Origin of the sequence: Paracoccus sp. UBA889 (genome assembly GCA_002294185.1) — a bacterium.
In the GTDB taxonomy this organism is placed as follows: domain Bacteria; phylum Pseudomonadota; class Alphaproteobacteria; order Rhodobacterales; family Rhodobacteraceae; genus Paracoccus.
In genome coordinates this window covers 24,053-50,861 of sequence record DBFD01000061.1, presented here as the reverse complement: position 1 = coordinate 50,861, position 26,809 = coordinate 24,053, and the positions used below count along the sequence as shown (strand labels likewise).

The following is a 26,809-nucleotide window of genomic DNA, read 5'->3' as shown; positions in this document are numbered from 1 at the left end:
GCGCGGACTTGGCAAGGGCAATGACCCCTGCGGCCCTTGTGAGCAGCGCCGATTGACCGTATTCCCGCCTCGGCAATTCGAAAGGGGTCCGCCATGTCCGACGCGCCGAAGAAAGTCGTCCTCGCCTATTCCGGGGGCCTCGATACCTCGATCATCCTGAAATGGTTGCAGACCGAATATGGCTGCGAGGTCATCACCTTCACCGCCGATCTGGGCCAGGGCGAGGAACTGGAGCCCGCGCGCCGAAAGGCCGAGATGCTGGGCATCGCGCCGGAAAACATCCATATCGAGGACCTGCGCGAGGAATTCGTGCGCGATTTCGTCTTTCCGATGTTCCGCGCCAATGCGGTCTATGAGGGGCTGTATCTGCTGGGCACCTCGATCGCGCGGCCGCTGATTTCCAAGCGGCTGGTCGAACTGGCCGATCAGCATGGCGCCGATGCCGTGGCCCACGGCGCGACCGGCAAGGGCAATGATCAGGTGCGGTTCGAATTGTCGGCCTATGCCCTGGATCCGGCGATCCGGGTGATCGCGCCGTGGCGGGAATGGGAACTGACCAGCCGCACGAAGCTGATCGAATTCGCCGAACAGAACCAGATTCCCATCGCCAGGGACAAGCGCGGAGAGGCGCCGTTCAGCGTGGACGCGAACCTGCTGCATACCAGCAGCGAGGGCAAGGCGCTGGAAGATCCGGCCCAGGAGGCCGGGGATCACGTCTACCAGCGCACCGTCAGCCCCGAGGACGCGCCCGACCAGCCCGAATATATCGAAGTGACCTTTGAACGGGGCGACGCCGTGGCGATCAACGGCACGGCGCTGTCGCCCGCCACGATCCTGACCGATCTCAACGAATATGGCCGCCGGCACGGCATCGGCCGGCTGGATTTCGTGGAAAACCGCTTTGTCGGCATGAAGTCGCGCGGCATCTACGAGACCCCCGGCGGCACCATCCTGCTGGAGGCGCATCGCGGCATCGAACAGATCACGCTGGATTCGGGGGCGGGCCATCTGAAGGACAGCCTGATGCCGCGCTATGCCGAACTGATCTATAACGGCTTCTGGTTCAGCCCCGAACGCGAGATGTTGCAGGCGGCCATCGACAAGTCGCAGCAGCACGTCACCGGCACCGTCCGGCTGAAGCTGTACAAGGGCAGTGTGCATTGCGTCGGCCGCTGGTCGGATCACTCGCTTTACAGCGAAGCCCATGTCACCTTCGAGGACGACGCCGGCGCCTATGACCAGAAGGACGCGGCGGGCTTCATCCGCCTGAACGCCCTGCGGCTGAAACTGGTGGCGAATCGCAACGCGCGGGTGAAGTGACGACGGCCCGCGGTCGGTTGGGAAAGGAGATCTGGAATGCCCAATGCCGAATATGTGCATGCGATGGCGCGATACAATCTGTGGCAGAACGACAATCTGGTCAGCGCGGCGACGCGGATCGGACCAGCCGCGCGGCAGCGTGACCGCGGGGCCTTCTTCGGGTCGATCGAGAAGACGTTTTTCCATGTCTACTGGGCCGACCGCATCTGGATGAGCCGCTTCACCGATCTGGCCGCGCCCGCGGGCGGTCTGGCCGAGTCGACCGCGTTCGAGGGCGATTGGGACGATTTTCGCAAGGCGCGCGCCGCCTCCGACCAGTTGATCCTGTCCTGGGCCGCGTCGGTCGATCCCGACTGGTTCGCCGGCGAACTTTCCTGGTTCTCCGGCGCGGCCGGCCGGAACATGTCCCGGCCCAAACCGCTTGTGGTGATGCAGCTTTTCAACCACCAGACCCATCACCGCGGACAAATCCACGCCATGCTGACCGCCGCCGGAGAAAAGCCCGGTGCCACGGATATCGCCTTCATGCCCGCCGAGGATCCGTGACGCGCTTCCCCGGATTTCCGGCGATCTGTTCCGGGAACCACCATGCCGCAACCGAAAGGGCCTTGCCATGACCGACCAGCGGCGGACCGCCCGCATCGCCATCCTGACCGTCAGCGACCGTGCAGCAGCCGGTGAATATCCCGACAAGGGCGGCCCTGGCGCGGAAGACTGGCTGCGCGATGTCATCATCTCGCCGGTGGAGATCGCCCGGCACATCGTTCCCGACGGGCGCGAGGGCGTGGCGTCCAGGCTGCGCGAACTGGCCGAAGGCGGGGCGGACCTGATCCTCGTCACCGGCGGCACCGGCCCCGCGCCGCGCGACCAGACGCCCGAGGCGGTGATGGACGTGGCCGAACGCGAATATCCGGGCTTCGGCGAGGAAATGCGCCGCGCCAGCCTGCGCGAGGTTCCGACCGCGATCCTGTCGCGCCAGACGGCGGTCAGCCGCGATGCCACGCTGATCATCACGCTTCCCGGCAAGCCGTCGGCCATCGCCACCTGCCTCAATGCGGTCTTTGCGGCCGTGCCCTATTGCCTTGACCTGCTGGGCGCGGGACGGATCGAGACCGACCCGGCAAAGATCGATGCGTTCAGGCCGCAAGCGAAAAGCGCCGCGTCAGACCCCGCCTGAGGCCCCGCCGGCAACCTCGGCCACAATCGTCTATAATCGGGGGCGGGAGGATGCGATGCTGTTCGTGCCAGGGCGAAAGGTTCCGGCGACCGCCTTGCGGGCGAAGCGGCGCGGGGCGCCGGGCCGGGCATCGCAGGATGGTATCAGCCCGACTTCTTCCGGGACGCGCGCTTCTTGGGCGCGGCTGCCGCCGCGGCCTCGGCGGCGCGCTTTTCGTCGCGCTTCAACCGTGCTTCCTTCAGCTTGGCGGACAGTTCGTCCCGGCGCGTGCGGTCCTCGTCGATGATCAGCTTTGCCGCCGCCGTGGTGCGGTCCTGAAGGGTTTCGGTCGGCTTGAAAAATTGGCCGAACAGCGGGCTCGGCTTGTCTTTGCGTGTCACTCGGATCTTCCTCACAATGTGGCGTTTCATATCGGGCGGCAGAGGCGGTTCGGTCGTTTGGGGCTGGGCGGACCGCGATTCGGCGGGTCCGTCCCTGCGGATCGGATTGCTGCCCTGTCGCCGATCTGCTGCGTGGCCCCGCGGCCGGCTTTCCTCCGGCATCGACAGGCTTGTCCTGTTCCGGCGGCCTGCGGGCCGCGGTTCGCGCCCGGTCAATGATCCGGCGCGCATGGTCACGGTCCTGGAGGCCGCCGATCGGCCGGGCGCCGTGACGCCGCGGCAGAACCGCCCGACTGATACCTCTATAAAGGAACTGCGCTGCCGAGTATATGAGCGCGCGCAATCTTCTGATGACCATCGCCGGCCTCTCCGCCGCAGCGCCTTCGCAGCGGCGGAGAGGCCGGCGGATGCGGCAGTTCTCAGCCGCCGAACAGCCGCAGCGCCAGCGGCGCGATGATCGCGGTCAGAACCGCGTTCAATCCCATGCCGATACCGGAAAAGGCACCCGCCGTCTCGTTCACCTGGAAGGCGCGGGCGGTGCCGATGCCGTGCGCCGCCACGCCGACCGAAAAGCCCCTTGCACGCCAGTCCCTGATCCGCAGCGCATTCAGCAACGGCGTGACGATGATCGCGCCGAAGATGCCGGTCATCAGGACCAGCGCGGCGGTCAGCGTGGGCTGGCCGCCGATCCGTTCGGCGATGCCGATGGCGACCGGCGCCGTGGTTGATTTCGGCGCCAGAGAGGCCAGGACAGGTCCCCCGATTCCGAAGCCCTTGGCAATCGCCAACGCCGAGACGATCGCGACCGAGGACCCCGCCAGCAGTCCCGCCAGCATCGGCCAGGCGGCCTTGCGCACACGCGGCAGATTGTCATAGAGCGGCAGGCCCAAGGCTACGGTCGCCGGCCCCAGCATGAAATGGACGAATTGCGCGCCTTCGAAATAGGTGGCGTAATCCGTCCCGGTCCCCCATAGCAGCAGCGCCAGCAGGATGATTGCCACCAGAACCGGATTCGCCCAGCTTTTCCGGCGGCTTGCACGAAAGACAGCATCTCCGATCAGATAGGCGGCCAGGGTCGCGGTCAGCCACAGCAGCGGGCCTTCCGACAGGTAGGACCAGATCAGCAGCGGATCAGTCATCGCTTTTCAGCGCCGCAGGGTCGATCGAGCCTGTCAGCCGCGCCGTCCAGGAAAACGCCAGCGCCCCCGCCGCGATCGCCAGAATGGTCGAGCCGGCCAGCGCCAGCGCCAGCCCCAGCCCGTCCTGGCGCAGCAATTGCAGATGCGCCACGATCCCGACGCCTGCCGGAACGAAGAACAGCGACAGATGTTGCAGCAACCCCTGCGTGGCGGGCCGGATCCGCCGCGCCAGTCCCGGCCGCGCGATGCAGGCGCCGACCAGCAGCAGCAGACCGACGACCGGACCCGGCAATGGCAGATTCAGACCGCGCGAGGCGATTTCGCCGACAAGCTGGAAGGACAGGATCAGGGCAAGCGATGCGATCATGGCCCGACGCTAGCGCCGCCGCGCAGGCCGCGCCAGTGCCTTTCTGGAACACTCATCTTGTGGATAAGTGGTGCAATAATTCCACATATAGCGGTTGATGTTGACTTGTAGGGTCAAGGACGGAACAATCCGCTAGACTGACCCGATTCTGACGGATTTTCGCCTTGCGTTTCGACCGGCTCCGACTCAACGGCTTCAAAAGCTTCGTGGACCCGACCGATCTGGTCATCCGCGAAGGGCTGACCGGTGTCGTGGGACCGAATGGCTGCGGCAAGTCGAACCTGCTGGAAGCCCTGCGGTGGGTCATGGGCGAGAACCGTCCGACCGCGATGCGCGGCGCCGGAATGGAGGACGTCATCTTCGCCGGCACCTCGCGCCGTTCGGCCCGCGGTCATGCCGAGGTCAGCCTTGGCGTGGACAACCGCGACCGGCTGGCACCGGCGGGTTTCAACGACGAGGATCATTTCGACATCGTGCGCCGGATCACGCGCGACGCGGGCAGCGCCTACAAGATCGGCGGCAAGGAGGTTCGGGCGCGCGACGTGCAGATGCTGTTCGCCGACGCCTCGACCGGCGCGCATTCACCGGCGCTGGTGCGGCAGGGGCAGATCAGCGAATTGATCAATGCCAAACCCAGGAGCCGCCGCAGGATCCTTGAAGAGGCGGCCGGGATCAGCGGCCTCTACCAGCGCCGCCACGAGGCCGAATTGAAGCTGAACGGGGCCGAGACGAATCTGACCCGCGTCGATGATACGCTGGATCAGCTGTCGGCGCAGGCGGCCTCGCTGGCGCGCCAGGCCCGCGCGGCGGCGAAGTACCGCGAGATCGGCGCCGCCTTGCGGCTGGCCGAGGGGGTGCTGCTGTATCGCCGCTGGGCCGAGGCCGAGGCGGCCCGTCTGGCGGCGGCCGAGGCGCTTGCGGCGGCGGTGAAGACGGCGGGCGAGGCCGAATTGGCGTCGCGTCTGGCCGGGGCGCGGCGTGAAGAGGCCGAGGCCGCGCTGCCGGCCCTGCGCGAAGAGGAACAGGTGGCGGCGGCGATCCGGCAGCGGCTTGCGGTCGAGCGCGAGGCGCTGGACGAGGCCGAGGCACGGGCGGCGGATGCGGTGCGCACGCTGGTCGCGCGGATCGCCCAGCTGGATCGCGATATCGAGCGCGAGGATGCGCTGAACCGCGATGCGGGCGAGGTTGTCGAAAGGTTGGCTTGGGAGCGGACCGAACTGGACAAGGCCGGCAGGGGTCACGACGACCGGCTGGACGCGGCAGCCGCGCGGGCCGACGAGGCGGCCGAGTCGCTGCGCGAGGTCGAGGCGCGGCTGGCCGAACTGACCGACGAATCGGCCCGTCTGGCGGCCAGGCACCAATCGGCCGAACGGCTGGCCGGCGATCTGCGGGCCATTCTGCAGCGCGCCGAACGGGCGGCGGCCGAGGCCAGCGAAAGCGCCGGCCGCGCCGCCGATGCGGGAACCGCCGCGCAGACGGCCTTGCAGGCCGCGGAAACCGCGCAAGAGGCCGCCCGCGACCGGGCCGAGGCCGCCGAACAGGCGCTGGCCGAGGCCGAGGCCGCGCGCAGCGAGGCCGAGACCGTCGAGGCCGCGGCCCGCGCCGCGCGATCCGAGGCCGAGGGCGAATCGGGCGCGCTGGCCGCCGAGATGGCAGCCCTGCGGCGGCTGGTGGAACGCGGGCAATCGGGCGGCAAGGCGATCCTTGACCGGGTGCAGGTGGCCAAGGGATCCGAGATCGCCTTTGGCGCGGCGCTTGGCGATGACCTGCGCGCCGGTCTGGCCGAGGATGGAGAGACGGGCTGGCATGTCCTGCCGGGCTGGGACAGCCCGCAGGCCCTGCCGGACGGGGCCGAACCCTTGGCGCGACAGGTGACGGGGCCGGATGCGCTGGACCGGAGATTGTCGCAGATCGGGCTGGTCAGCGATGCGGCGGAAGCCGCCGCGATGCAGGCGGCGCTGGCGCCCGGTCAGCGGCTGGTCACGCCCCAAGGCGATCTGTTCCGCTGGGACGGAATGCAGGTCATGGCGGGCGAGGCTTCCTCTCAGGCCGCACTGCATCTGCAAAAGGTCAACCAGCTCAACGAGATAGGCGGTCAGGCGGAACAGGCCCGGGCCCGGGCGGACGCTGCCGCCGAGGCACATGACAAGGCCCGCGCGCGGCTGGCCGATCTGTCCGGGCGCGAGAAATCGGCCCGCGATGCCCGGCGCGAGGCGGAACGGCTGCTGTCGGATGCCGCGCGCGCGGCGACGCGGGCGGAATCGGATCTGGCCATGGCCAGCAGCCGGGCCGAATCGGCGGTGGCCGAGGTCAGGCGACACCGCGAGGATGCGCTGGATGCGCAGGCGCGGCTGACGCAGGCGGACCGCGCCCTGGCCGATCTGCCCGACCGCGGCGAGGCCGCGCTGGCGGTCGAGAACGCCCGCACCGGCGTCGAGGCGGCGCGGATCGCCACCATGACCCGCCGCGCCGCACTGGACGAATTGCGCCGCGAGGGCAATGCCCGGATCAAGCGCCTGCAAGAGATCGCGAAAGAGGAATCCGGCTGGAAGCTGCGGCTGCAACAGGCCGGGACGCGGGCCGCCGAACTGGCCGCGCGGCGCGAGGCTGCGGCCGACGAGCTGGAACAGGCCGAGGCCCAGCCCGCCATTCTGGCCGGGAAACGCGCGGCCCTGTCCGACCGCGAGGCGCAGGCAGAAACCCGTATGGCCGCCGCGCGGACTGCCCTGTCCGCCGCCGACGAGGCCGCGCGCGCCGCCGCTCATGCCGAACGCGAGGCCGAACGGGCGGCCTCCGAGGCCCGCGAAACCCGCGCCGCCCGAGAGGCCCGCCGTGATGCCGCCCGCGACGGCGAGGCCGCGGCCCGCGCCCGCATCCACGAGGAAACCGAGGACAGCCCCCAGGCCCTGCTGGCGACGCTGGACGCCGCCGACAGCGATACGCCGGTGGCCCTGCTGGAAGACAGGATCGCCCGCCTGCGCACGCAGCGCGACGGTCTGGGCGCGGTCAATCTGCGCGCCGACGAGGACAAGCGCGAACTCGAGGAGGAACGCGACCAACTGGCCGGCGAGAAGACCGATCTGGAAGAGGCGATCCGCAAGCTGCGCGCGGGCATCGGCAGCCTGAACCGCGAGGGGCGCGAACGCCTGCTGACCGCCTTCGACACGGTGAACGCGAATTTCTCGACTCTCTTCACCACCCTGTTCGGCGGCGGCGAGGCGCGGCTGGTTCTGGTCGAATCGGACGATCCTCTGGATGCCGGGCTGGAAATCATGTGCCAGCCGCCGGGCAAGAAGCTGTCCACCCTGTCGCTTTTGTCGGGGGGCGAGCAGACCCTGACCGCGATGGCGCTGATCTTTGCGGTCTTCCTGGCCAATCCAGCCCCGATCTGCGTTCTGGACGAGGTGGATGCGCCGCTGGACGACGCCAATGTCAGCCGCTTCTGCGACCTGCTGGACGAAATGACGCGGCGCACCCAGACGCGGTTCCTGATCATCACCCACCACGCGGTGACGATGGCGCGGATGGACCGCCTGTTCGGGGTGACGATGGTCGAACAGGGCGTCAGCCAGCTTGTCAGCGTCGATCTGAAACGCGCCGAGGCTCTGGTCGCCTGAACCGGCCCGCGCTAGGGTGCCGCCAGAGCCTGCCAAGGAGGCCCCGATGCGCCGCATTCCTGCCGCTACCTTCGCCTGCCTGATCGCGCTGCCTGCGGCGGCACAGGTGAAAGCCGATGCCGGCCAGATCCAGAACATCCTGCAGGATCGCGGCATGACGGTGATCCGCGGCAAGGACGATTACGGCGCGCCGCGGCTGACGACCTCGGCCGATGGCAACAAGTTCAGCATCTATTTCTACGATTGCGACCCCGGACCCTGCGATTCGGTCCAGTTCGTCGCCGGCTTCAGCGAGGGCGCGCCGGCCGACATGGCCGCGATCAATGCCTGGAACCGGGAATTCCGCTTTGGTCGCGTCTATCTGGACGATGCCGGCAACCCCTTTGTCGCGATGGATGTGATGCTGTCGGGGACGGGGATCGGAAAGCGGACCTTTGCCGACATTCTTGACAATTGGGGCTCGATGCTGGCCGATTTCCGCAACTACATGAACTGGTGAGGACGAGATGAGCATCGAAGCGACACTGGCCGAAAAAGGCATCACCCTTCCCGACGCGCCGGCCCCGGCTGCGAATTACGTTCCCTTCGTGCGGACGGGCAACCTGATCTTCGTCTCGGGTCAGATCAGCGCCGGCGAGAAAGGCATGATCAAGGGCAGGCTGGGCGACGGCCTGTCGGTGGAGGACGGCGCCGCCGCCGCCCGCCGCTGTGGCCTTGCGCTGATCGCACAGCTGAAATCGGCCATCGGCGATCTGGACCGGGTATCGCGCGTGGTCAAGCTGACCGGTTTCGTCAATTCGACGCCGGATTTCGGCGACCAGCCCAAGGTGATCAACGGCTGTTCCGATCTGATGGTCGAAGTCTTTGGCGATGCCGGCCGCCATGCCCGCGCCGCCGTCTCGGCGCCCTCGCTGCCCTTCGGCGTCGCGGTCGAGATCGAAGCCATCTTCGAGGTGAAATGATGGCCATGCTGCCTCGCGCCTTTCTGGACACGCCGATCGCCCATCGCGGATTGCATGGTCCCGGCCGCCCCGAAAACAGCCTTGCAGCGGCCGAGGCCGCGATCGAACAGGGCTACGGGATCGAACTGGACATCCAGCCGGTCGCGGGAGGCGCGCCGATGGTGTTTCACGATTACGACCTGTCGCGGATGGCCGGGGACGAAGGCTATATCGTCGATCTCGATCCCGAGACACTGGCCGAAATGCGCCTGCTGGACAGCGATCAGGCCATCCCGTCGCTGGCCGATTTCCTGAAACTGGTCGATGGCCGCGTGCCGTTGCTGATCGAGATCAAGGATCAGGACGGTCGCATGGGTCCGAATATCGGCGAATTGCACGCCCGTGTCGCATCGGCTCTGGCGGGATACGAGGGGGCCGTTGCGGTGATGTCGTTCAACCCGCATACCGTCGCGGCCTTCCATGACATCGCGCCGGACATCCCCGTGGGCCTGACCACCTGCGGCTATGACAAGGCGGGATGGCCTATGCTGGACGCCGAGACCCGCATCCACCTGGCCGACATAGATGATTTCGACCGCAGCGGGGCGTCCTTCATCTCGCATGACAAGAACGATCTGGGCAATCCGCGCGTCGATGCGCTGAAGGCGCAGGGCGTGCCGATCCTGTGCTGGACGATCAAGTCGCCCGAAGAAGAGGCCGTGGCCCGCCGCATCGCCGACAACATCACCTTCGAGGGCTACGAGGCGGCAAGGTGACGCGCATCCTGATCACCGGCGCCTCGCGCGGCATCGGTCGCGCGGCGGCGCTGATGGCCGGGGCGCGGGGCTGGTCGGTGGGGGTGAACTATCGCGACCGGCGGGATGCGGCCGACGACGTCGTCGTGGCCGTTGAAAAGGCCGGCGGCCGGGCCATCGCGCTGCAAGCCGATGTCGCCCAGGCGGATGATGTGGCGCGCATCTTCGACCGGGCCGAGGCGGCGTTTGGCGGACTGGACGCGGTGGTCGCCAATGCGGGCATCGTGGCGCCGGCGATGGCGCTGGCCCAGACCACGCCCGATCGGCTGGAACGGATGGTCCGGGTGAACCTGCTGGGCGCGCTTCTGGTGGCGCGCGAGGCGGCGCGCCGGCTGCCGCGCGAGGACGGGGTCACGACATCTCTGACGCTGATGTCTTCGGCCGCGGCGCGTCTGGGCTCGCCCGGCGAATTTGTCGACTATGCCGCCAGCAAGGGCGCCATCGACACGCTGACCCTTGGACTGGCGAAGGAACTGGGACCGCGGAATGTGCGCGTCAACGCCATCCGCCCCGGCCTGATCGAGACCGAGATGCAGGCCGATAGCGGCATCCCTGACCGCGCCACGCGGCTGGCCGGCAGCATTCCGATGGGCAGGCCCGGCAGCGCCGACGAGGTGGCCGAGGCGATCATCTGGCTGGCCAGCGATGCCGCCCGCTACGTCAGCGGCGCGATCCTGGATGTCAGCGGCGGACGCTGAAGCTGCCCGCGCCGCAGGCACCCGCGCACGATCACGCGGCTTGTGATCGCGCGCCCCGCTGACAAGCCGCGCGGGAAGCCCTAGCTTCGGGGGCATGAGCGCGCCCCTTACCCTCACCACCCATGCGGCCATCGTCCAGATCCCTGCCGCGACATGGGACCGGCTTGGCGACGGCAACCCCTTTACCAGTCACCGCTTCCTGTCGGCGCTGGAATCGTCGCGCTCGGTCGGGACGGGCAGCGGCTGGCAGCCCTTGCATCTGACCGTCGAACGCGACGGCCAGATCGTCGGTGCGGCGCCGCTTTACGCCAAATCGCATAGTCAGGGCGAATATATCTTCGATCATGCCTGGGCGCAGGCCTATGCGCGGGCGGGCGGGCGCTATTATCCCAAGCTGCAATGCGCCGTGCCCTTCACGCCCGCCACCGGCACGCGGCTTCTGTCGCCCGATCCGGGCGTGCGTCAGGCGCTGCTGGCGGGCATGACCCAGATCGCCGAACGTGGCGGGGCATCCGGCGTCCACGTCACCTTCTGCACCGAGGCCGAGGCCGAACTGGGCGAAGCCGCAGGCTTTCTGCCGCGCGTCACGCAGCAGTTTCACTGGCTCAACCGCGGCTACGGCAGCTATGACGATTTCCTGGCCGCGCTGTCGTCACGCAAGCGCAAGGCGTTGCGCAAGGAACGCCAGCGGGCGCAGGAATTCGGCGGCCGCATCGTCCATCTGACCGGCGACGATCTGAAACCGCATCACTGGGACGCCTTCTGGGCCTTCTATCAGGATACCGGCGGGCGCAAATGGGGCACGCCCTACCTGACCCGCGCCTTCTTCGACCGCATCCACGACACGATGCGCGACGAAATCCTGCTGGTCATGGCCGAAAGCGACGGCCGCGCGATCGCGGGGGCGCTGAATTTCCTGGGGCCCGATGCCGTCTATGGCCGCTACTGGGGCTGCGTCGAAGACCACGCCTTCCTGCATTTCGAACTGTGCTACCATCAGGCCATCGACCACGCGATTGCCCATGGCCTGTCGCGTGTCGAGGCCGGCGCGCAGGGCGAACACAAGCTGGCGCGGGGATACGAGCCGGTGCCGATCCATTCGCTGCACTGGGTCGCGGATGAGGGATTCCTGCGCGCCCTGGCCGATTATCTGGATCAGGAACGCGAGGCGATGGGCGGCGAGATCGCGGCGCTGGCCGACTGGACCCCGTTCCGCAGGGGCTGAAGCAGGGCGGCCGGATCCGCATGGCCATGCGCGACCAGTGCCTGCAAGGCGGCCCGTCGCCCCGGCCGGTCGGGGTCCGGGTCGGCCTGCCACGGATGCCCGCCCAGCCTGTTCAGGTAGCTCGCGGCAAATCCGTGCTGCCGCGCGCCCGCCAGGATCAGCGCCAGATACCAGTCGAAGGGAACGAGGCCGGGCTGCGGGTCGCAGGCCAGATAGGTCATTGCCCGCGCCGGCCGGTTCCCGTGGCGGATCGTGACATCCTCGACGCGGTCATAACCGTGTCCCGCGCCCTCGAACCGGTCCAGCGCGGCCAGATCGGCAGACTCCATCGCGTAGAGAACCCCAGCCGCCTTGTCCGGGTCCGCGGCGATCAGCGCCGCCTTGCCGGACCCGTCCATGCCGCGCTTCTCGAAGCGGACGCAATGACCTTCCGCCCATGCCGGTCCCAGCAGCCGGGCCGAGGGACAGCGCGCCCTCAGCCGCGCCGACAGCATGTTGGAGCCATAGGCGAAATACAGGATCCCGCCCATGATCGCCGATCAGACCTTTTCCAGCAGCGACTCGCCGGCGCTGACGCTGCATTGTCCGGGCGCGTCCTCGATGTCGATCGCCTCGACATTGCCGTCCCGCAAAAGCGCGGCAAACCGTTTGCAGCGGCCGTAAAAGCCTGCGGGCGGAGCGTCGAAATCCAGGCCGAGCGCCTTGGTGACGCTGCCATCGGCGTCGGCCAGAACCTCGATCCCGGCTTCGGCCGCGCCGGTTGCATCGGACCACGCCTTGGCGACGAAGGGATCGTTGACGGTCAGGCAGACGATCCGGTCGATGCCCTTTTCGCGGAATTTGGGCGCGGTGCGCACGAAGCTGGGCATATGCGCGTTGGTGCAGGTGCCGGTAAAGGCGCCGGGCAGGCCGAACAGGGCGACGCGGCCCTCGGCCAGTTCGGCGGTGGAAACCGATTCGGGGCCTTTCTCGCCCACGCGCAGCAGGCTGCCTTGGGGGAATGTCTGACCGGTCTGGATGCTCATCGCGCCTACTCCATGAATTGCAACGGATTCGGCGTGACTATAGGCTGTGCCCCGATGACTGGCCAGCAGCCGGAAGGGTAGGGGATGCGGATCGTGATTGTCGGCGCGGGGCAGGCGGCTGCCTCGATGGCGGCGCGGCTGCGCGCGCAGGGCCATGACGGGCCGCTGACGGTGCTGGGTGCCGAACCCGTGGCGCCCTATCAGCGCCCGCCTCTGTCCAAGGCCTATCTGCTGGGTCAGATGGGATTGGATCGGCTGGTGCTGCGCGGCCCCGAATGGTGGCAGGATCAGGGGATCGACCTGCGCCTCGGCGAGACGGTCACCGCCATCGACCGCACCGCGCGCGAGGTCGTGTCGGATCGCGGCCGTCTTGCCTATGACGCGCTGGCGCTGACGCTGGGCGCGGTCCCGCGCCGGCTGCCGGCCTCGATGGGCGGTCATCTTCCGGGGGTTCACGTCATTCGCACATTGGCCGATGTCGATGCGCTGGCCCCTGCCATGCAGCCGGACCGCCGGCTGATCGTGATCGGCGGCGGCTATATCGGGCTGGAGGCCGCCGCGGTCGCCCGAAAGCTGGGATTGCAGGTCACGCTGATCGAGGCCGCGCCGCGCATCCTGGGCCGCGTCGCGGCCCCCGAGACGGCAAAGTTGATCCGCGAGCTGCACCATGCCCATGACGTGAAGATCCTGGAAGACATCGCGATAGAACGCATCCTGGGCGAGCCGCGCGCCACCGGGGTCAGTCTTGCCGACGGGCGCGAACTGCCGGCCGATATCGTGGTGACGGGAATCGGCGTGGCCCCTGAAACGGCCCTGGCCGAGGCGGCGGGGCTGAGGATCGACAATGGCATCGCGGCCGACGAACAGGGCCGCACATCGGATCCGGCGATCTGGGCGGCGGGCGATTGCGCCAGCTTTCCGTGGCAGGGCGGGCGCGCGCGGCTGGAAAGTGTCGGCGGCGCCATCGACATGGCCGAGGCCGTCGCCGACAACATGCGGGGCGCGGACCGGCCCTATCAGCCCAAACCGTGGTTCTGGTCCGACCAGTTCGACGCCAAGCTGCAGATTGCGGGTCTGGGCACCGGCTACGACCGGATCGTGACCCGTCAGGGCGATGGCGCGCATGGCGGCTCGGTCTGGTATTTTCGCGCGGACCGCCTGATTGCGGTGGATGCGCTGAACGACGCCCGCGCCTACATGATCGGCAAGCGCCTGATCGAGGCGGGCAGATCGCCCGATCCGGACGCCATTGCCGATGCCGCCGACCTGAAGGCGCTTCTGTCATGAGCCCCCGCAACGCCGTTGCGCCTGCAGGGGCGGGGGGGCGGTGCCTCTGGCCCGGGCTTGACGCCACCGCAGGGCGGCCCGTCGGGTGAGGATCGTCGGCGGCACGCTGCGCGGCCTGAAACTGGCCGAACTGGGCGCGGGCGATGCGGCGGCGCATCTGAGACCGACCACCGACCGGGTGCGCGAGGCGATCTTCAACCTGCTGATCAACGGCAGCCATGGCAATCCGCTGCCCGGCGCGCGGGTGCTGGATCTGTTCGCGGGCACCGGCGCCCTGGGGCTGGAGGCGCTGTCGCGCGGCGCAGCGCGGGTGAGCTTTGTCGATGACGGCATGACGGCGCGGGCGCTGATCCGGGCGAACGTGGAACGGGCGCGGGCGAAGGACGTGACCGACCTGTGGCGGCGCGATGCCACGCGGCTGGGCCCCGTCCCGGACCGGCCGTTCGGGATGATCTTTCTGGACCCGCCCTATGGTGCCGGCCTGGGCGAAGCTGCCATCGCTTCGGCGCTGCAGGGCGGCTGGATCGCCCCGGGGGCGATGATCGCCTGGGAAGAGGCGCGCGGACCGATCGTGCCTGCGCCGCTGGTCCGGATCGATCAGCGTCGATATGGCGATACATGGGTGACGCTGGCGCGATTGCCGGAAGGCTGAAATCCGCCAAGGCAGCAAGCCGCGACCGCCCGTCGCGGAGTCGTCGCGGGGTCGTCGCGGCTGTGGGGATATCGCCCCGCCCTGTCCGCGCGCGCTTCGCCCGGTCAGGCCGGTTCGGCGATGACGCGGGCTGCGGCTTCCAGCGCACCCGGCCCGTGCGCGATGTCCAGCGCCGTCATGCCGGCCTCCATGCAGCCGAGAACGCCCATGATCGTGGCCGCGTTGGCGTGGCCCATATGCGCCACGCGCAGCGCGTTCCGGGGCTGCGCCGCGCCCAGTCCGATGCCCAGCGTCACGCCGCATTGCTGGGACAGCCACTCGCGCAGATCATCCGCCCCCGGCACCGTCATGGCCGTGACCGAGGCCGCCCGCGCCATCGGGTCGCCGACCGACAGGCAGATCCCGCAACCGTCCTCGCCCCAGGCCTCGGCCGCGGCCCAGACCGCCCGGGCCAGCGCCGCATGGCGGGCCCATGTCGCGATCAGCCCCTCTTCATCCAGAATCATGCGCAGCGCCTCGTCCAGCGCAAAGAGATGCTGGACCGGCGGTGTGCCGCCCCAGAAGCGCCACAGGGCATCGGCCCCGGCGCGCGTGTGCCAGTCCCAGTAGGGCGTGACCCGCGGGCCTTTGCCCCGCGCCGCCGCCTTGTCCGAAAACCAGACGAAGGCCATGCCGGGCATCGTCATCATCCCTTTCTGGCTGGCCGCAATCAGCACATCCACGCCCCAATCGTCCATCATCATCGGCGCGCAGCCCAGCGAGGCGATCGCATCGACGGCCAGCAGCGCCGGGTGATCGCCCATCGCCGCGCGCAGCGCGGGAATGTCGGCGGTGGTGGCGCTGGCCGTGTCGGTCTGGCAGACCAGCACCGCGCGGATACGGCCCTCGCCGTCTTCGGCCAGACGCTGCGCCAGCCGCTCGGCCTCGGGCGGGGCGTTGCCGAAATCCAGCCGCTCGACCTCGACGCCAAGCTGGGTCAGAAGCTCGGCCCATGACCGGCCGAAATGACCCGAGGTCAGCACCAGCGCCCGATCGCCCGGTGCGAACATGTTGATCGCGGCGGCCTCCCAGCCGGCATGACCGTTGCCGATATAGGGCGCCAGATGGGCCGAGGTGCCGGCGAGGCGCTTCAGCTGGGCCATGACACGCAGGTTCAGTTGCGCCAGATCGTCGCCGTAGATGTCGGGCGAGGCGCGGTGCGCGGCGCGCATCACGCGGTCGGGCAGCGGCGAGGGGCCGGGAATGGCGATGGCGGGATGACCGGCGGCGAGGCTCATGGTGGCGGATCCTTCACGATGTGCAGAATTCGGTAGGATGCGGCGCGCGTGCAGTCAACCAGCCTCGCATCGCGGGGGACATTGGCGTCGCGGCACCAGGCCTCAGCGGAACCGGCGCGGGACCTGGGGGATGCGGCTGGGCGCATAATCGGCCGCCGGGTGCGGCGGTCGGCCATGGTGGCGCGACCAGAAGCGCGGGCCCCCGCGGCGCAGGAACAGCGGCAGCGCCAGCACGATTCCGGCGATGAAGCCCCCGGAATGGGCCCAGTAGGCGACGCCGCCGCCATCGCCTGCAACGGTGAAACCGCCGAACACCTGCAGCGCGAACCAGGCGCCCAGGACCAGCCAGGCCGGCACGGTGAAGATCTTGAAGAAGATGATGAAGATGGCGATGACATCGATCCTGGCCCGCGGAAACAGCAGCAGATAGCCGCCCATCACCCCCGCGATCGCGCCCGAAGCCCCCACCATCGGCACCGGCGAGAAGGGCGCAGCGGCGATCTGTCCCGCCGCCGCCGCCAGGCCGGCCGCAAGGTAGAAGGCCAGAAAGCCGCGATGGCCCATCTGGTCCTCCAGATTGTCCCCGAAAACCCACAGGAACAGCATGTTGCCGCCGACATGCAGCAACCCGGCATGCAGGAACATGTGGGTCAACAGACCCCACAGAAGTTGTCCGTTCACCACCGCCAGCGGATACAGCGCCAGCCGCGCCCACAGCCATTCCCCGCCCGGAACCCCGGGCAGCGTCATCAGATACATCACGATATTCGCCGCGATCAGCGCATAGGTGACATAGGGTGTCCTCTGCGAGGGATTATGGTCGCGGATCGGAAACATCGTGCCTCGCGGGGGCCTTGGTCCGGCCCTGGTCGGGGCCATGTTCGCCCGGTGCGCGGGAGGCTGCAAGCTTTCCCTGTCGCGGCGCTGCGCGGCGCGCTAGACAGGTGCCGGACACGCCTTTCCGGAGAGCTTTCATGACCAGCATGACCGACCGCAGGAACGCCGCCATCTCTCGTGGTGTCGGCATGACCACACAGATCTATGCCGAACGGGCCGAAAATGCCGAGATCTGGGACAAGGACGGCAATCGCTATATCGACTTTGCCGCGGGCATCGCGGTGGTCAATACCGGCCATCGCCATCCCAGAGTGATCGAGGCGGTTCGTGCCCAACTGGACCGCTTTACCCATACCTGCCATCAGGTCGTCCCCTACGAGAATTATGTCGCGCTGGCCGAGAGGCTGAACAGCCTCGTTCCCGGCGATTTCGACAAGAAGACCATCTTCGCCACGACCGGCGCCGAAGCGGTCGAAAACGCGGTCAAGATCGCGCGGCACCATACGCAGCGGCCGGGGATCATCAGCTTCGCGGGCGGGTTTCACGGGCGCACCTTCATGGGTATGGCGCTGACCGGAAAGGTTCAGCCCTACAAGGCCGGCTTCGGGCCGATGATGCCCGATATCTGGCACCTGCCCTTTCCCAACCCGCTGCACGGAGTCACGGCCGAGGATGCGCTGCGCGCCCTGACCGGTCTGTTCAAGGCCGATCTGGAGCCCGAGCGGGTGGCCGCGATCATCATCGAGCCGGTGCAGGGCGAGGGGGGATTCTACGAGGCGCCGCAGGGCTTCATGGCCGAATTGCGCGGGCTGTGCGACAAATACGGAATGCTGCTGATCGCGGACGAGGTGCAGACCGGCTTTGCGCGGACCGGCAAGCTGTTCGCGATGGACCATCATGGCGTCGCGGCCGATCTGGTGACGATGGCAAAGGGGCTTGGCGGCGGGCTGCCGATCAGCGCCGTGACCGGCCGGGCCGAGGTGATGGACAGCCCCAATCCCGGCGGTCTGGGCGGCACCTATGCAGGCAATCCGCTGGCCGTCGCGGCCGCTCATGCGGTGCTGGACGTGATCGAGGACGAGGATCTGTGCGACCGGGCCGTGCGGCTGGGCCAACGGCTGAAGCAGCGGCTGGCGGCTCTGCGCGACGAGGTGCCCGAGATCGCGGATATACGCGGCCCGGGCTTCATGAACGCGGTCGAGTTCAACCTGCCCGGCAGCGATTCACCGCATCCCGACTTTGCCAACCGGGTGCGGAGCGAGGCGCTGGATCGCGGCCTGATCCTGCTGACCTGCGGGGTGCATGGCAATGTGATCCGGTTCCTGGCCCCGCTGACCATCCCGGACGCGGTCTTCGAGGAGGCGCTGGATGTGATCGAGGCCAGCTTGATCGCGGCGCGGGAATAGGACCCGCAACGGACGCGCGGTGCTGATTCCGGAAATCCCGCCAGATGCGGGGCACGGGCAGCGGGTGCAGCGGGGCGGCTCGGGCTATGCACCACGCGGGCCGCGGCGACGCCGGGGATCGGGACTGCGCCCGAACCCCCGGAGACCGGCCCCCCATCACCGCCGCGGCAATGGGCCAATCGCCGTGACCGGCCGGACCGAGGGGATGGACGCCGCCATGCCGACCTTGCCACGGCGACAGCCGGCCCTATATCGGGTCATGCAATCTCCGGGCCGGCAAGGCCGGGCGCTCCGGGGCCGCGGTCGGCGGCGGTGTCGGCCGGGTTGATCATGGCGCACAACTCGTGCGACAGACAGCCGCAGCCGATGCAGTCGGAAAGCCGGTCCCGGACGTTCTGCAACAGGTGGATGCGGCGGTCCAGATCGGCGCGCCAGCCCTCGGAGATCCGGCGCCACCGGTCGCGATCCAGCGGCAGGCCATTGACGGCCGGACCCAGAGCGGTGCGGATTTCGGCCAGCGGGATCCCGGCCTGCTGACCGGCCTTGATGATCGCCAGGATCCGAAGGCTGGCGCGGCCATAGCGACGATGGCCGATCGCGTTGCGGGAGGCTGTCAAAAGCCCCTCGCGTTCATAGAAACGGATCGCCGAGACGGGGATTCCACTGCGCCGGGACAGCGCGCCGACGGGAAGGCTGTTCGGCAGAGACGATTGTGACGAATTGATTTTGCGGGACATTTTGTCCTTGTCCTCAACCAAGGTTCAGGCGCTAGGGTCGCATCCTGCAACGCAAATGGCAAGGAACAGGCATGGGACGACAGAAGATCATCGGCGTGATCCTGGGCTCGATCCGCGAGGGTCGGGTGAATGATCGCGTCGCGCGTTGGGTCACCGGCCAGCTTGAGCGGCACGGTTTTGCCACGCGGCTGATCGACCCGGCCGATCCCGGCCTGCTGCCGGTGCAGATCGGCGACAAGGCGGCGATCGGCAGCCTGCACCAGCGGATGCAGGGGCTGGACGGTTTCGTCATCGTCACGCCGGAATACAATCACGCCGAGCCGGGGCCGCTGAAGACGCTGATCGATTCCTCGGGGCCGGGCTGGTTCGCACGGCCCGTGGGGCTGATCAGCTATGGCGGCATGTCGGGCGGGCTGCGCGCGATCGAGGCGCTGCGCATCATCCTGGCCGAACTGCACACCGTGACCCTGCGCGATACGGTCAGTTTCGTCTCGCCCTGGCGGAGGATCGACGAAGCGGGGCGGATCGCCGACCCCGAGGACGCGGCGGCGGTCGAGGCGGCGATGGCCGTCTTCGCGCATCGGCTGGACTGGTGGGCCGACGCGCTGGCCGTGGCGCGCGAAGGACGACCCTATGATCCGGAGGAGGGGTGATGGACCGGCTTCTGAAGGACCCCCGCGCATGGGGGCTGATGATGGCCGCGATGCTGACCATCATGTCCAACGCCACGATCACCCCCTCGCTGCCGGGGCTCGAGGCGCGCTTTGCCGACGACCCCCGGGCCGCGACGCTGACCCGTCTGCTGATCACCGCGCCCTCGCTGCTGGTCGCCATCGTCGCGCCTTTCGCCGGCAGCCTTACCGACCGGCTGGGGCGGCGCAAGCCGCTGCTGGTGGGCATGGTGATCTATACCGTGGCGGGAACCGCAGGGCTGTATCTGGATTCGATCGAGGCCATTCTGGTCAGCCGCCTGGTGCTGGGCCTGGGGGTGGCGTCGATCATGACGTCGCAGGCCGCGCTGGTCGGCGATTATTTCGAAGGTCCGGCGCGTGGGCGGCTGATGGGCTATCAGATCGCCGCGACCAATCTGGGCGGACTGGTCTTTGTCAGCGTGGCGGGCGTGCTGGCCGCCCAGGACGCGCGCCTGCCCTTTGCGATCTACGGGCTGGCCGGGCTGCTGCTGCCGATCCTGTCGGCGATCCTGCCCGAGCCGGCGCGCGCGGCCGATGGCAGACCCGTCAGCGGACCGCATCTGACCGGGGCCGAGCCGGGCTGGCAGGGCGTGGTCGCGGTGATGGCGGGCGCGGCGATGCTGACCTTCGTGATCTTCTACGCGATCCCGACGCAACTGCCCTATCAGCTGAACGCGATGGGTCTGACCGATCCGACCAGCGCCGGGGCGGCGATGGGGGCGATGATGCTGGCCGCGGCCATAGCCTCGATCGTCTCGGGGCTGGTGCGGCCCCGGCTGGGGCGGATCGGGACGCCGGTGACGGGGTATCTGTTGCTGGCGACCGGATTTGCGGGGCTGACGGCCGAACATTCGCTGCCGGCCGAGATGATCTCGACCGGGCTGATCGGCGCGGGGCTGGGCTTTTGCATGCCGACCTTCATCACCACGGCGCTGAACGTGACGCCCGCGCGGCATCGCGGGCTGATCTCGGGGCTGATGACGGCGGCGATTTTTCTGGGTCAGTTCCTGTCGCCTCTGGCATCTCAGCCGCTGGTCGCCCATCTGGGCTATTCGGGCACGTTTCGCGTGGGCGCGATCGCCTTTGTCGCGCTGGCGGTGCTGCTGACCATCACGTTGCGGCGACAGGGCGGCGGTGCGGCCCGGCCGGTGCGGGCGAACTGACGGCCGAAGGACAAGGAAACGAGGGATGACGAATATCATCGAAATCGACGATCTGTCGAAGCAATACGGCAGCGGCACCACGGCGCTGCAAGGCGTCAGCATGGAGATTGCCGAGGGCGAGATCGTGGCCCTGCTGGGCCCGAACGGGGCAGGCAAGACGACGCTGATCTCGATCATCTGCGGGCTGGTCGTGCCTACGGGCGGCACCGTCCGCGTCGGCGGCCACGACATCCGCACCGATTGGCGCGCCGCGCGGCGGCTGATCGGGCTGGTCCCGCAGGAAATCGCGCTGGAGCCGTTCGAGACGGTCTGGAACACGGTGCGATTCACGCGCGGCCTGTATGGCGCGGGGCCCGACGATGCCTATCTGGAACAGGTGCTGCGGTCGCTGGCCCTGTGGGACAAGCGCGCCGCGATGACGCGCGAATTGTCGGGCGGGATGAAGCGGCGGGTGCTGATCGCCAAGGCGCTGTCGCATCAGCCCAGGGTGCTGTTTCTGGACGAACCGACGGCGGGGGTCGATGTGGCCCTGCGCCGCGAGATGTGGCAGGTCGTCGAAGGGCTGCGCCGCGACGGCGTGACCATCATCCTGACCACGCATTATCTGGAAGAGGCCGAGGAGATGGCCGACCGCATCGGTGTCATCAATCGGGGCGAATTGCTGCTGATGAAGCCCAAGGACGACCTGATGGGCGAGTTCGGCAGGAAATCCCTGACCATCGAACTGGATGCGCCGCTGACGGCGGTTCCGAAATCGGTCGCGGATCGCGGTCTGGTTCTGTCCGAAGACGGGCGCGCGATCCGCTATGATTACGACACGCGGGCCGAGCGCACGGGCATTGCGCGCCTGCTGGGCGATCTGGCCGGCGAGGGCGTGACGGTGCGCGATGTCTCGACCCGGCAATCCAGCCTTGAAGAGGTGTTCATGACGCTGGTCAACGAGGACAGGAAAGCGGAGGACGCGGCATGAGCCCGGCCGTCAACTGGCCCGGCATCTGGGCGATCTTCCATCACGAGATGATGCGATTCTTCCGCACCATCATGCAGTCGATGCTGTCGCCGGTGATCTCGACGACGCTGTATTTCGTGGTCTTCGGCGCGGCGATCGGCGGACGTATCCAGTCGGTCGAGGGCGTGCCCTACGGCGCCTTCATCGTGCCCGGCCTGATGATGCTGACGATTCTTCAGCAATCGGTCAGCAATGCCAGTTTCGGGATCTATTTCCCGAAATTCTCGGGCACGATCTACGAATATCTGGTCTCGCCCGTCGGCTGGATCGAGGTGACGGCGGGTTTTGTCGGCGCGGCCGCGGTCAAGGCGATGCTGATCGCGCTGGTGATCCTGGCGACCAGTTTCTTCTTCGTGGGCGTTCATATCCTGCATCCGTTCTGGATGATGGCCTTCCTGTTCCTGACCGCGCTTGGCTTTTCGTTGCTGGGCTTCATCATCGGGCTTTGGGCCCGGTCGTTCGAGCAGTTGCAACTGATCCCGCTGATGGTCATCACGCCCCTGGTGTTTTTGGGCGGCGCCTTCTATTCGGCCTCGATGCTGCCGCCCTTCTGGGAGGCGGTGGCCAAGCTGAATCCGGTTCTCTACCTGATCTCGGGCTTTCGCTGGGCCTTCTTCGGGCTGGCCGATGTGCCCGTCGGCGTGTCGCTGGTCGCGGTGGCGGTCATGGTGGTGATCTGCTTTGCCATCATCCGCTGGATCTTCGCGACCGGCTGGCGGCTGCGGGAATAGGCATCGGCGCGGTGGCGGGCCGCCCGACCACATGTCTGGCACAGCCACATCCGCGCCCGCCTGCGGTCGGGCGCGGCCGCGTTTTCTGAACCGGCATCCGGGCCGGCCGCCGGATTGGTGGCCAGCGTGGCGGGTTAGCGGGTGAACTTCTTGTATTTCACCCGCTTCGGCTCGATACTGTCCGGTCCCAGCCTGCGCACCTTGTCCTGTTCATAGGCCTCGAAATTGCCTTCGAACCATTCGACATGGGCATCGCCCTCGAAGGCCAGGATATGGGTGCAGAGGCGATCGAGGAAGAAGCGGTCGTGGCTGATGATCACCGCGCAGCCGGCAAAATCTTCCAACGCGGCTTCCAGCGCCTGAAGCGTCTCGACGTCCAGATCGTTGGTCGGTTCGTCCAGCAGCAGCACGTTGCCGCCCGATTTCAGCAGCTTGGCCATGTGGACGCGGTTGCGTTCCCCGCCCGACAGCTGGCCGACCTTCTTCTGCTGGTCGCCGCCCTTGAAGTTGAAGGCGCTGCAATAGGCGCGGCTGTTCATCTGCGCGTCGCCCAGAACGATCTGTTCGGCACCGCCGGAAATTTCCTCCCACACGGTCTTGCCGGCTTCCAGCGCGTCGCGGGACTGATCGACATAGGACAGGTGCACCGTGTCGCCATAGGTGATTTCGCCGTCATCGGGCTGTTCCTGCCCGGTCAGCATCCGGAACAGGGTCGATTTGCCGGCGCCGTTCGGGCCGATCACGCCGACGATGCCGCCGGGCGGAAGGCTGAAATCCAGCCCCTCGATCAAAAGCTTGTCGCCCATGGCCTTCTTGAGGCCGTCGACCTCGATCACCTTGTTGCCCAGGCGTTCGCCATTCGGGATGATGATCTGCGCGCGGGACAGTTTCTCGCGTTCGGACTGGCCGGCCATCTCGTTATAGGCGTTGATCCGGGCCTTCTGCTTGGCCTGACGGGCCTTGGCGCCGGCGCGAATCCATTCCAGTTCGCGTTCCAGAACCTTCTGCTTGGACTTGTCCTCGCGCGCTTCCTGTTCCAGCCGCTTGGCCTTCTGTTCCAGCCAGGCCGAGTAATTGCCCTCGTAGGGGATGCCGCGGCCGCGATCCAGTTCCAGGATCCAGCCGGTGATGTCGTCGAGGAAATAGCGGTCATGCGTCACGATCAGGATCGTGCCCTTGTATTCGATCAGGTGCTTTTGCAGCCAGGCAATGGTTTCCGCGTCCAGGTGGTTGGTCGGCTCGTCCAGAAGCAGCATGTCCGGTGCTTCCAGCAGCAGCTTGCACAACGCGACGCGGCGCCGTTCGCCGCCCGACAGGGTCTCGACATCGGCATCGTCGGGCGGGCAGCGCAAAGCCTCCATCGCGACGTCGATCTGGCTGTCCAGATCCCACAGGTCCTCGGCGTCGATCTGATCCTGCAACGCGGCCATTTCCTCGGCCGTCTCGTCGGAATAGTTCATCGCCAGTTCGTTGTAGCGATCCAGCTTCTGCTGCTTGGCCTTCACACCTTCCATGACATTGCCGCGCACGTTCAGCGCCGGGTCAAGCTGCGGCTCCTGCGGCAGATAGCCCACGGTCGCGCCCTTCGCGGCCCAGGCCTCGCCGGTGAAATCCTTGTCCAGACCGGCCATCACGCGCAGCAGAGTGGATTTGCCGGCGCCATTGACGCCGACCACGCCGATCTTGACGCCGGGCAGAAAGTTCAGGCGGATGTTCTCGAACACCTTCTTGCCGCCGGCATAGGTCTTGGACACGCCGTCCATGTGATACACGAACTGATAGGACGCCATCGGAATCTCCTGAAGGTTTTGCAGGCTATGTAGGCCAAAGCGCGGGCGGCGAAAAGGTCAGCGCAGCCGGTCGACGAAATCGGAGCCCATCTCGCGGGCGAGAAAGTCGATCTGCGGAGCCAGCCTTTCGGTCAGCGCCTCGACCGTCTCGGGCGGGGGTTGCAGGCCCGCGGGATTGGCAAAGACCTTCTGGCGCAGGTTCATGTAGGGGAAGGGGCCGATGCCCAGATAATCCTCGATCTCGTCCATCAGCAGGTCGGGCTCGCGCGCGATGCGGCCGAAGGGGATCACCATCATCTGCGGAAACCGCGCCCGCCAGCGCGGCAGATAGGTCGCGTAATCGCCGCGATCGAGCAGCACGGGGTTGTCCAGCTCGGCCCGCCAGTCTGAATTGGTCGCGGGCACGCGCCTTTCGCGCCGAAGATTCATCCGAAGCTGCGAGATGGCGCGGTCGACCGGGTGACGGATCAGGTAGACGATCTTGGCCTTCTTCAGAAAGCCCGCCACGAAATCCACGCCGTCTTCGGGCAGGGTCGAATATTCGGGCGTGAAATCCATCGGCACGGCATGGGCGGGGGCGGGAAAGAAGACGCGCTTGTACCATTGGTTGTGAAACATCCGGCCAGCCGTCAGCCCGTCCAGATAGGCATCCAGTTCCGGTGGCACCGGCACGTCGCGTCTGGCATGGCGGTCGCGGATCTCGGCCGGCTTGTTGCGATAGTGCCAGCCGATCCAGCGGCGGTGTCCGGGGATGAAGCGGTGGTTGAAATACTGCACCTCCTTGAAGGGCGGGATCCAGACCTGCGGATGCTGGCCCAGCATCTGCGCCAGCCAGCTTGTCCCCGCCTTCTGCGCACCGATGCACAGGGCGCCGGGCTTGCGCGGGGCGCCGTCGGGGTCGAAAGCCGGGCTGATGGTGATCATCGTCTGAATCAAGGGCATCCCCCGCAAAACGGCGTCATCGGTCTTCTGGGCCGCCTGCGCAGGATAGGACGCCGAACCGGCACGTCAAACCGGTGATCGGCAGCCGGATGATGCGGGTCGGTGCGCGCGCGCGGTGCGTCCCGCGCCACGGGGGTGGCAAAGCCACGTCCGGCTGGCGCCGCCACAGGGACGGCGGATCGAAGCGCTGGATCCCGAAGATGCCGACTGGCCAGAAGACAGTTCCCAAAAGCCCCTATTCGCGCAGCTTCACGACGTTGCTTTGCGAATGGTTGGCATAGGTCGGCCAGTCGGGTTCGTATTGCTGGGCCTGGTTTCCCCAGACATTCCAGCCCTCGCGCGGACCGCGTGCGAACATTTCCAGCCGGGGGCCCCAGCTGCACGCCTCGATCAGACCGTATTGTTCGTCGGGCTTGCGGCTGTGCTCGCGCTTCTGGGTGACGAGGATATTTTCCTGCGACCGGCCCGCCGCCAATGTCCGCACATCCTTGCCGCGCACCCCGAACAGCAGGATTTCGGTCACGTTGCGGAAATAGAAGCCGACCCCGCGACGGTCCGGGCCGCCATCCTTGCGGATCTTGTACCAGATCAGGTTGCTTTTGTATCTGAAGCCCCATTGATCCATGACCCGAAGCCCTTCGGGCAGCAGCGCGTTCGGAACCCACAGATACAGGTGCGCGCGCGCGGCTGCGATGGCCTCGACCGGCAGATCGCAGATGTCGTCCAGCGTCATGGTCGGATAGCGCGACAGCCTTTTGTGTTCTGGCGCCATCTTGCCGGTGCGGTTCTGGAACTGCCAGGGCGGATCGGCGAGGATGGTGCCGAAACGCGTGGATCCGGCTGCCGCCAGAAGATCGTCACTCGCGCTGTTCATCGCCTCGCCCTTCTACATATAGTGCTTCGGTGATCCCGAATACCAATAGCGGACAACCGGCCCCGCCGCCACCTTCAATCCGCGGCAGAAGCTTGGACATATGCGTCGTCGATTCGCCATAGGACGATCCTCGTCCCAAAGTCCTGAAGATTCGTTGCAGCGCGTCGGATCGGGTGACGATCACGCCCACGCTCAGCGCGCGCAGATCGAAGAGCAGCCTGAAATTGTTCAGATCACGGTCATAGAACGGATCCTTGTTGTTCCATTCGATTTCCAGGCCGATGCCGTTCTTGAAGCAGTCCACCTTGTGCGTGGGGCTTTCGGTCAGCGAATCGTCCACGACGATGCCGGTCCGGAACTGGCGTTCGGACCATCCGCGCCGCGCCAGCGCGCCGTCGATGAAGGCCGAGACGCGCGACTTGTTGCCGCCGCCGACTTCGATCCATTCGCGTCGCAGCCGGAACGCGGTCAGGACATCGACGATATCGCGCCATTCGTCGGGGAAATCATGGGCCAGGATCGCGCTGGCATGGCGCCATTCATGGACCTCGTAGTGATCGCTGATGAAGGCGGGCAGCCGGTTGCGCAGGCTCACATGTGACCCCACAGGTCGTATTCGCCGGCCTCGTCCACGGTCACGGTGACGATATCGCCGGGCGACAGCGCCTCGAACCCCTGGTCGATGAACAGGTTGCCGTCGATTTCGGG

The 26,809-nt window shown here is 67.5% G+C and carries 29 protein-coding genes; 16 read left to right on the top strand and 13 right to left on the bottom strand.

Features of this window, described 5'->3' with window-relative positions; all coding sequences use genetic code 11:
- The first annotated feature begins 93 nt into the window (after positions 1 to 93).
- The 3 genes from B4L36_RS12385 (at position 94) to mog (ending at position 2,497) form a co-directional block, all read left to right on the top strand.
- Positions 94 to 1,320 carry an argininosuccinate synthase gene (locus B4L36_RS12385; RefSeq protein ID WP_292957698.1) on the top strand — a complete coding sequence of 409 codons (1,227 nt, stop codon included), beginning with the start codon at positions 94 to 96 and terminating at the stop codon, positions 1,318 to 1,320.
- Positions 1,321 to 1,356: 36 nt separating this feature from the next.
- Positions 1,357 to 1,866: a DinB family protein gene (locus tag B4L36_RS12380; protein ID WP_292957695.1), complete on the top strand. Its 510-nt coding sequence runs from the start codon at positions 1,357 to 1,359 to the stop codon at positions 1,864 to 1,866.
- Positions 1,867 to 1,933: 67 nt separating this feature from the next.
- Positions 1,934 to 2,497, top strand: a complete 564-nt coding sequence (gene mog, locus B4L36_RS12375) for a molybdopterin adenylyltransferase (protein ID WP_292957692.1) — start codon at positions 1,934 to 1,936, stop codon at positions 2,495 to 2,497.
- A gap of 143 nt (positions 2,498 to 2,640) precedes the next feature.
- Here mog and B4L36_RS12370 read toward each other — a convergent pair whose 3' ends face one another.
- The 3 genes from B4L36_RS12370 to B4L36_RS12360 all read right to left on the bottom strand — a co-directional run bounded on the left by B4L36_RS12370 (position 2,641) and on the right by B4L36_RS12360 (position 4,383).
- Positions 2,641 to 3,039 (bottom strand): hypothetical protein, encoded by a 399-nt coding sequence (locus tag B4L36_RS12370; RefSeq protein WP_292957689.1) that lies wholly within the window; start codon positions 3,037 to 3,039, stop codon positions 2,641 to 2,643.
- 257 nt (positions 3,040 to 3,296) lie between these two features.
- The gene (locus tag B4L36_RS12365; protein ID WP_292957686.1) at positions 3,297 to 4,016 is read right to left on the bottom strand and encodes an LrgB family protein; all 720 of its coding nucleotides are present in this window, start codon (positions 4,014 to 4,016) and stop codon (positions 3,297 to 3,299) included.
- Positions 4,009 to 4,383: a CidA/LrgA family protein gene (locus B4L36_RS12360; RefSeq protein WP_292957683.1), complete on the bottom strand. Its 375-nt coding sequence runs from the start codon at positions 4,381 to 4,383 to the stop codon at positions 4,009 to 4,011. Before B4L36_RS12360 ends, B4L36_RS12365 begins: the two co-directional genes overlap by 8 nt.
- Positions 4,384 to 4,547: 164 nt before the next feature.
- On the opposite strand from B4L36_RS12360, the gene B4L36_RS12355 reads away from it, so the two are divergent.
- From B4L36_RS12355 to B4L36_RS12330, 6 genes are all read left to right on the top strand, one after another.
- Positions 4,548 to 8,000 (top strand): chromosome segregation SMC family protein, encoded by a 3,453-nt coding sequence (locus tag B4L36_RS12355; protein ID WP_292957680.1) that lies wholly within the window; start codon positions 4,548 to 4,550, stop codon positions 7,998 to 8,000.
- A 46-nt stretch (positions 8,001 to 8,046) separates the two neighbouring features.
- Entirely contained in the window at positions 8,047 to 8,499 is a 453-nt protein-coding gene (locus B4L36_RS12350; RefSeq protein ID WP_292957677.1) for a YbjN domain-containing protein, read from the top strand.
- A gap of 7 nt (positions 8,500 to 8,506) precedes the next feature.
- Positions 8,507 to 8,962 carry a RidA family protein gene (locus B4L36_RS12345; protein WP_292957674.1) on the top strand — a complete coding sequence of 152 codons (456 nt, stop codon included), beginning with the start codon at positions 8,507 to 8,509 and terminating at the stop codon, positions 8,960 to 8,962.
- Positions 8,962 to 9,717: a glycerophosphodiester phosphodiesterase family protein gene (locus tag B4L36_RS12340; RefSeq protein WP_292957671.1), complete on the top strand. Its 756-nt coding sequence runs from the start codon at positions 8,962 to 8,964 to the stop codon at positions 9,715 to 9,717. The genes B4L36_RS12345 and B4L36_RS12340 overlap by 1 nt, the downstream gene beginning before the upstream one ends.
- Positions 9,714 to 10,454, top strand: coding sequence for an SDR family oxidoreductase (locus B4L36_RS12335; RefSeq protein ID WP_292957669.1), 741 nt, complete (start codon positions 9,714 to 9,716; stop codon positions 10,452 to 10,454). Before B4L36_RS12340 ends, B4L36_RS12335 begins: the two co-directional genes overlap by 4 nt.
- A 94-nt stretch (positions 10,455 to 10,548) precedes the next feature.
- The gene (locus tag B4L36_RS12330) at positions 10,549 to 11,679 is read left to right on the top strand and encodes a GNAT family N-acetyltransferase (RefSeq protein ID WP_292957666.1); all 1,131 of its coding nucleotides are present in this window, start codon (positions 10,549 to 10,551) and stop codon (positions 11,677 to 11,679) included.
- On the opposite strand, the gene B4L36_RS12325 is transcribed toward B4L36_RS12330, so the two are convergent.
- Positions 11,610 to 12,209: a gamma-glutamylcyclotransferase family protein gene (locus tag B4L36_RS12325; protein WP_292957663.1), complete on the bottom strand. Its 600-nt coding sequence runs from the start codon at positions 12,207 to 12,209 to the stop codon at positions 11,610 to 11,612. The two genes, B4L36_RS12330 and B4L36_RS12325, sit on opposite strands and share 70 nt — an antisense overlap.
- 9 nt (positions 12,210 to 12,218) lie before the next feature.
- Entirely contained in the window at positions 12,219 to 12,704 is a 486-nt protein-coding gene (locus B4L36_RS12320; protein ID WP_292957660.1) for a peroxiredoxin, read from the bottom strand.
- An 84-nt stretch (positions 12,705 to 12,788) separates the two neighbouring features.
- On the opposite strand from B4L36_RS12320, the gene B4L36_RS12315 reads away from it, so the two are divergent.
- Complete coding sequence (locus tag B4L36_RS12315; protein ID WP_292957657.1) at positions 12,789 to 13,991, top strand: NAD(P)/FAD-dependent oxidoreductase; 1,203 nt, start codon at positions 12,789 to 12,791, stop codon at positions 13,989 to 13,991.
- 85 nt (positions 13,992 to 14,076) lie between these two features.
- Positions 14,077 to 14,643: an RsmD family RNA methyltransferase gene (locus tag B4L36_RS12310; RefSeq protein ID WP_292957654.1), complete on the top strand. Its 567-nt coding sequence runs from the start codon at positions 14,077 to 14,079 to the stop codon at positions 14,641 to 14,643.
- A gap of 104 nt (positions 14,644 to 14,747) precedes the next feature.
- Here the strand turns inward: B4L36_RS12310 and B4L36_RS12305 are convergent, their stop codons facing one another.
- On the bottom strand, positions 14,748 to 15,920 hold the full coding sequence (locus tag B4L36_RS12305) for a pyridoxal-phosphate-dependent aminotransferase family protein (protein WP_292957651.1): 1,173 nt from the start codon (positions 15,918 to 15,920) through the stop codon (positions 14,748 to 14,750).
- Positions 15,921 to 16,022: 102 nt separating this feature from the next.
- Complete coding sequence (locus tag B4L36_RS12300) at positions 16,023 to 16,757, bottom strand: rhomboid family intramembrane serine protease (RefSeq protein WP_292957648.1); 735 nt, start codon at positions 16,755 to 16,757, stop codon at positions 16,023 to 16,025.
- A 137-nt stretch (positions 16,758 to 16,894) separates the two neighbouring features.
- On the opposite strand from B4L36_RS12300, the gene B4L36_RS12295 reads away from it, so the two are divergent.
- Positions 16,895 to 18,163, top strand: a complete 1,269-nt coding sequence (locus B4L36_RS12295) for a 4-aminobutyrate--2-oxoglutarate transaminase (RefSeq protein WP_292957645.1) — start codon at positions 16,895 to 16,897, stop codon at positions 18,161 to 18,163.
- Between the two features lie 257 nt (positions 18,164 to 18,420).
- Here the strand turns inward: B4L36_RS12295 and soxR are convergent, their stop codons facing one another.
- On the bottom strand, positions 18,421 to 18,900 hold the full coding sequence (gene soxR, locus B4L36_RS12290) for a redox-sensitive transcriptional activator SoxR (RefSeq protein ID WP_292957642.1): 480 nt from the start codon (positions 18,898 to 18,900) through the stop codon (positions 18,421 to 18,423).
- A gap of 71 nt (positions 18,901 to 18,971) precedes the next feature.
- Here soxR and B4L36_RS12285 point away from each other — a divergent pair, with 71 nt between their 5' ends.
- The 4 genes from B4L36_RS12285 to B4L36_RS12270 are packed head-to-tail and all read left to right on the top strand — an operon-like array spanning position 18,972 to position 22,495.
- Positions 18,972 to 19,553 carry an NADPH-dependent FMN reductase gene (locus B4L36_RS12285; RefSeq protein ID WP_292957639.1) on the top strand — a complete coding sequence of 194 codons (582 nt, stop codon included), beginning with the start codon at positions 18,972 to 18,974 and terminating at the stop codon, positions 19,551 to 19,553.
- The gene (locus tag B4L36_RS12280; RefSeq protein WP_292957636.1) at positions 19,553 to 20,755 is read left to right on the top strand and encodes an MFS transporter; all 1,203 of its coding nucleotides are present in this window, start codon (positions 19,553 to 19,555) and stop codon (positions 20,753 to 20,755) included. Before B4L36_RS12285 ends, B4L36_RS12280 begins: the two co-directional genes overlap by 1 nt.
- A gap of 25 nt (positions 20,756 to 20,780) precedes the next feature.
- The gene (locus B4L36_RS12275) at positions 20,781 to 21,725 is read left to right on the top strand and encodes an ABC transporter ATP-binding protein (RefSeq protein WP_292957633.1); all 945 of its coding nucleotides are present in this window, start codon (positions 20,781 to 20,783) and stop codon (positions 21,723 to 21,725) included.
- Positions 21,722 to 22,495: an ABC transporter permease gene (locus B4L36_RS12270; protein ID WP_292957630.1), complete on the top strand. Its 774-nt coding sequence runs from the start codon at positions 21,722 to 21,724 to the stop codon at positions 22,493 to 22,495. Before B4L36_RS12275 ends, B4L36_RS12270 begins: the two co-directional genes overlap by 4 nt.
- Positions 22,496 to 22,629: 134 nt before the next feature.
- Here B4L36_RS12270 and ettA read toward each other — a convergent pair whose 3' ends face one another.
- From ettA to B4L36_RS16180, 5 genes are all read right to left on the bottom strand, one after another.
- Positions 22,630 to 24,285, bottom strand: coding sequence for an energy-dependent translational throttle protein EttA (gene ettA / locus B4L36_RS12265; RefSeq protein WP_292957627.1), 1,656 nt, complete (start codon positions 24,283 to 24,285; stop codon positions 22,630 to 22,632).
- 57 nt (positions 24,286 to 24,342) lie between these two features.
- Positions 24,343 to 25,227, bottom strand: a complete 885-nt coding sequence (locus B4L36_RS12260; RefSeq protein ID WP_292957624.1) for a sulfotransferase family protein — start codon at positions 25,225 to 25,227, stop codon at positions 24,343 to 24,345.
- Positions 25,228 to 25,462: 235 nt separating this feature from the next.
- On the bottom strand, positions 25,463 to 26,101 hold the full coding sequence (locus tag B4L36_RS12255; protein ID WP_292957621.1) for an MT-A70 family methyltransferase: 639 nt from the start codon (positions 26,099 to 26,101) through the stop codon (positions 25,463 to 25,465).
- Positions 26,085 to 26,696, bottom strand: a complete 612-nt coding sequence (locus tag B4L36_RS12250) for a BglII/BstYI family type II restriction endonuclease (protein ID WP_292957618.1) — start codon at positions 26,694 to 26,696, stop codon at positions 26,085 to 26,087. Before B4L36_RS12250 ends, B4L36_RS12255 begins: the two co-directional genes overlap by 17 nt.
- Positions 26,693 to 26,803 carry a hypothetical protein gene (locus tag B4L36_RS16180; RefSeq protein WP_414692182.1) on the bottom strand — a complete coding sequence of 37 codons (111 nt, stop codon included), beginning with the start codon at positions 26,801 to 26,803 and terminating at the stop codon, positions 26,693 to 26,695. Before B4L36_RS16180 ends, B4L36_RS12250 begins: the two co-directional genes overlap by 4 nt.
- Between the last annotated feature and the right edge of the window lie 6 nt (positions 26,804 to 26,809).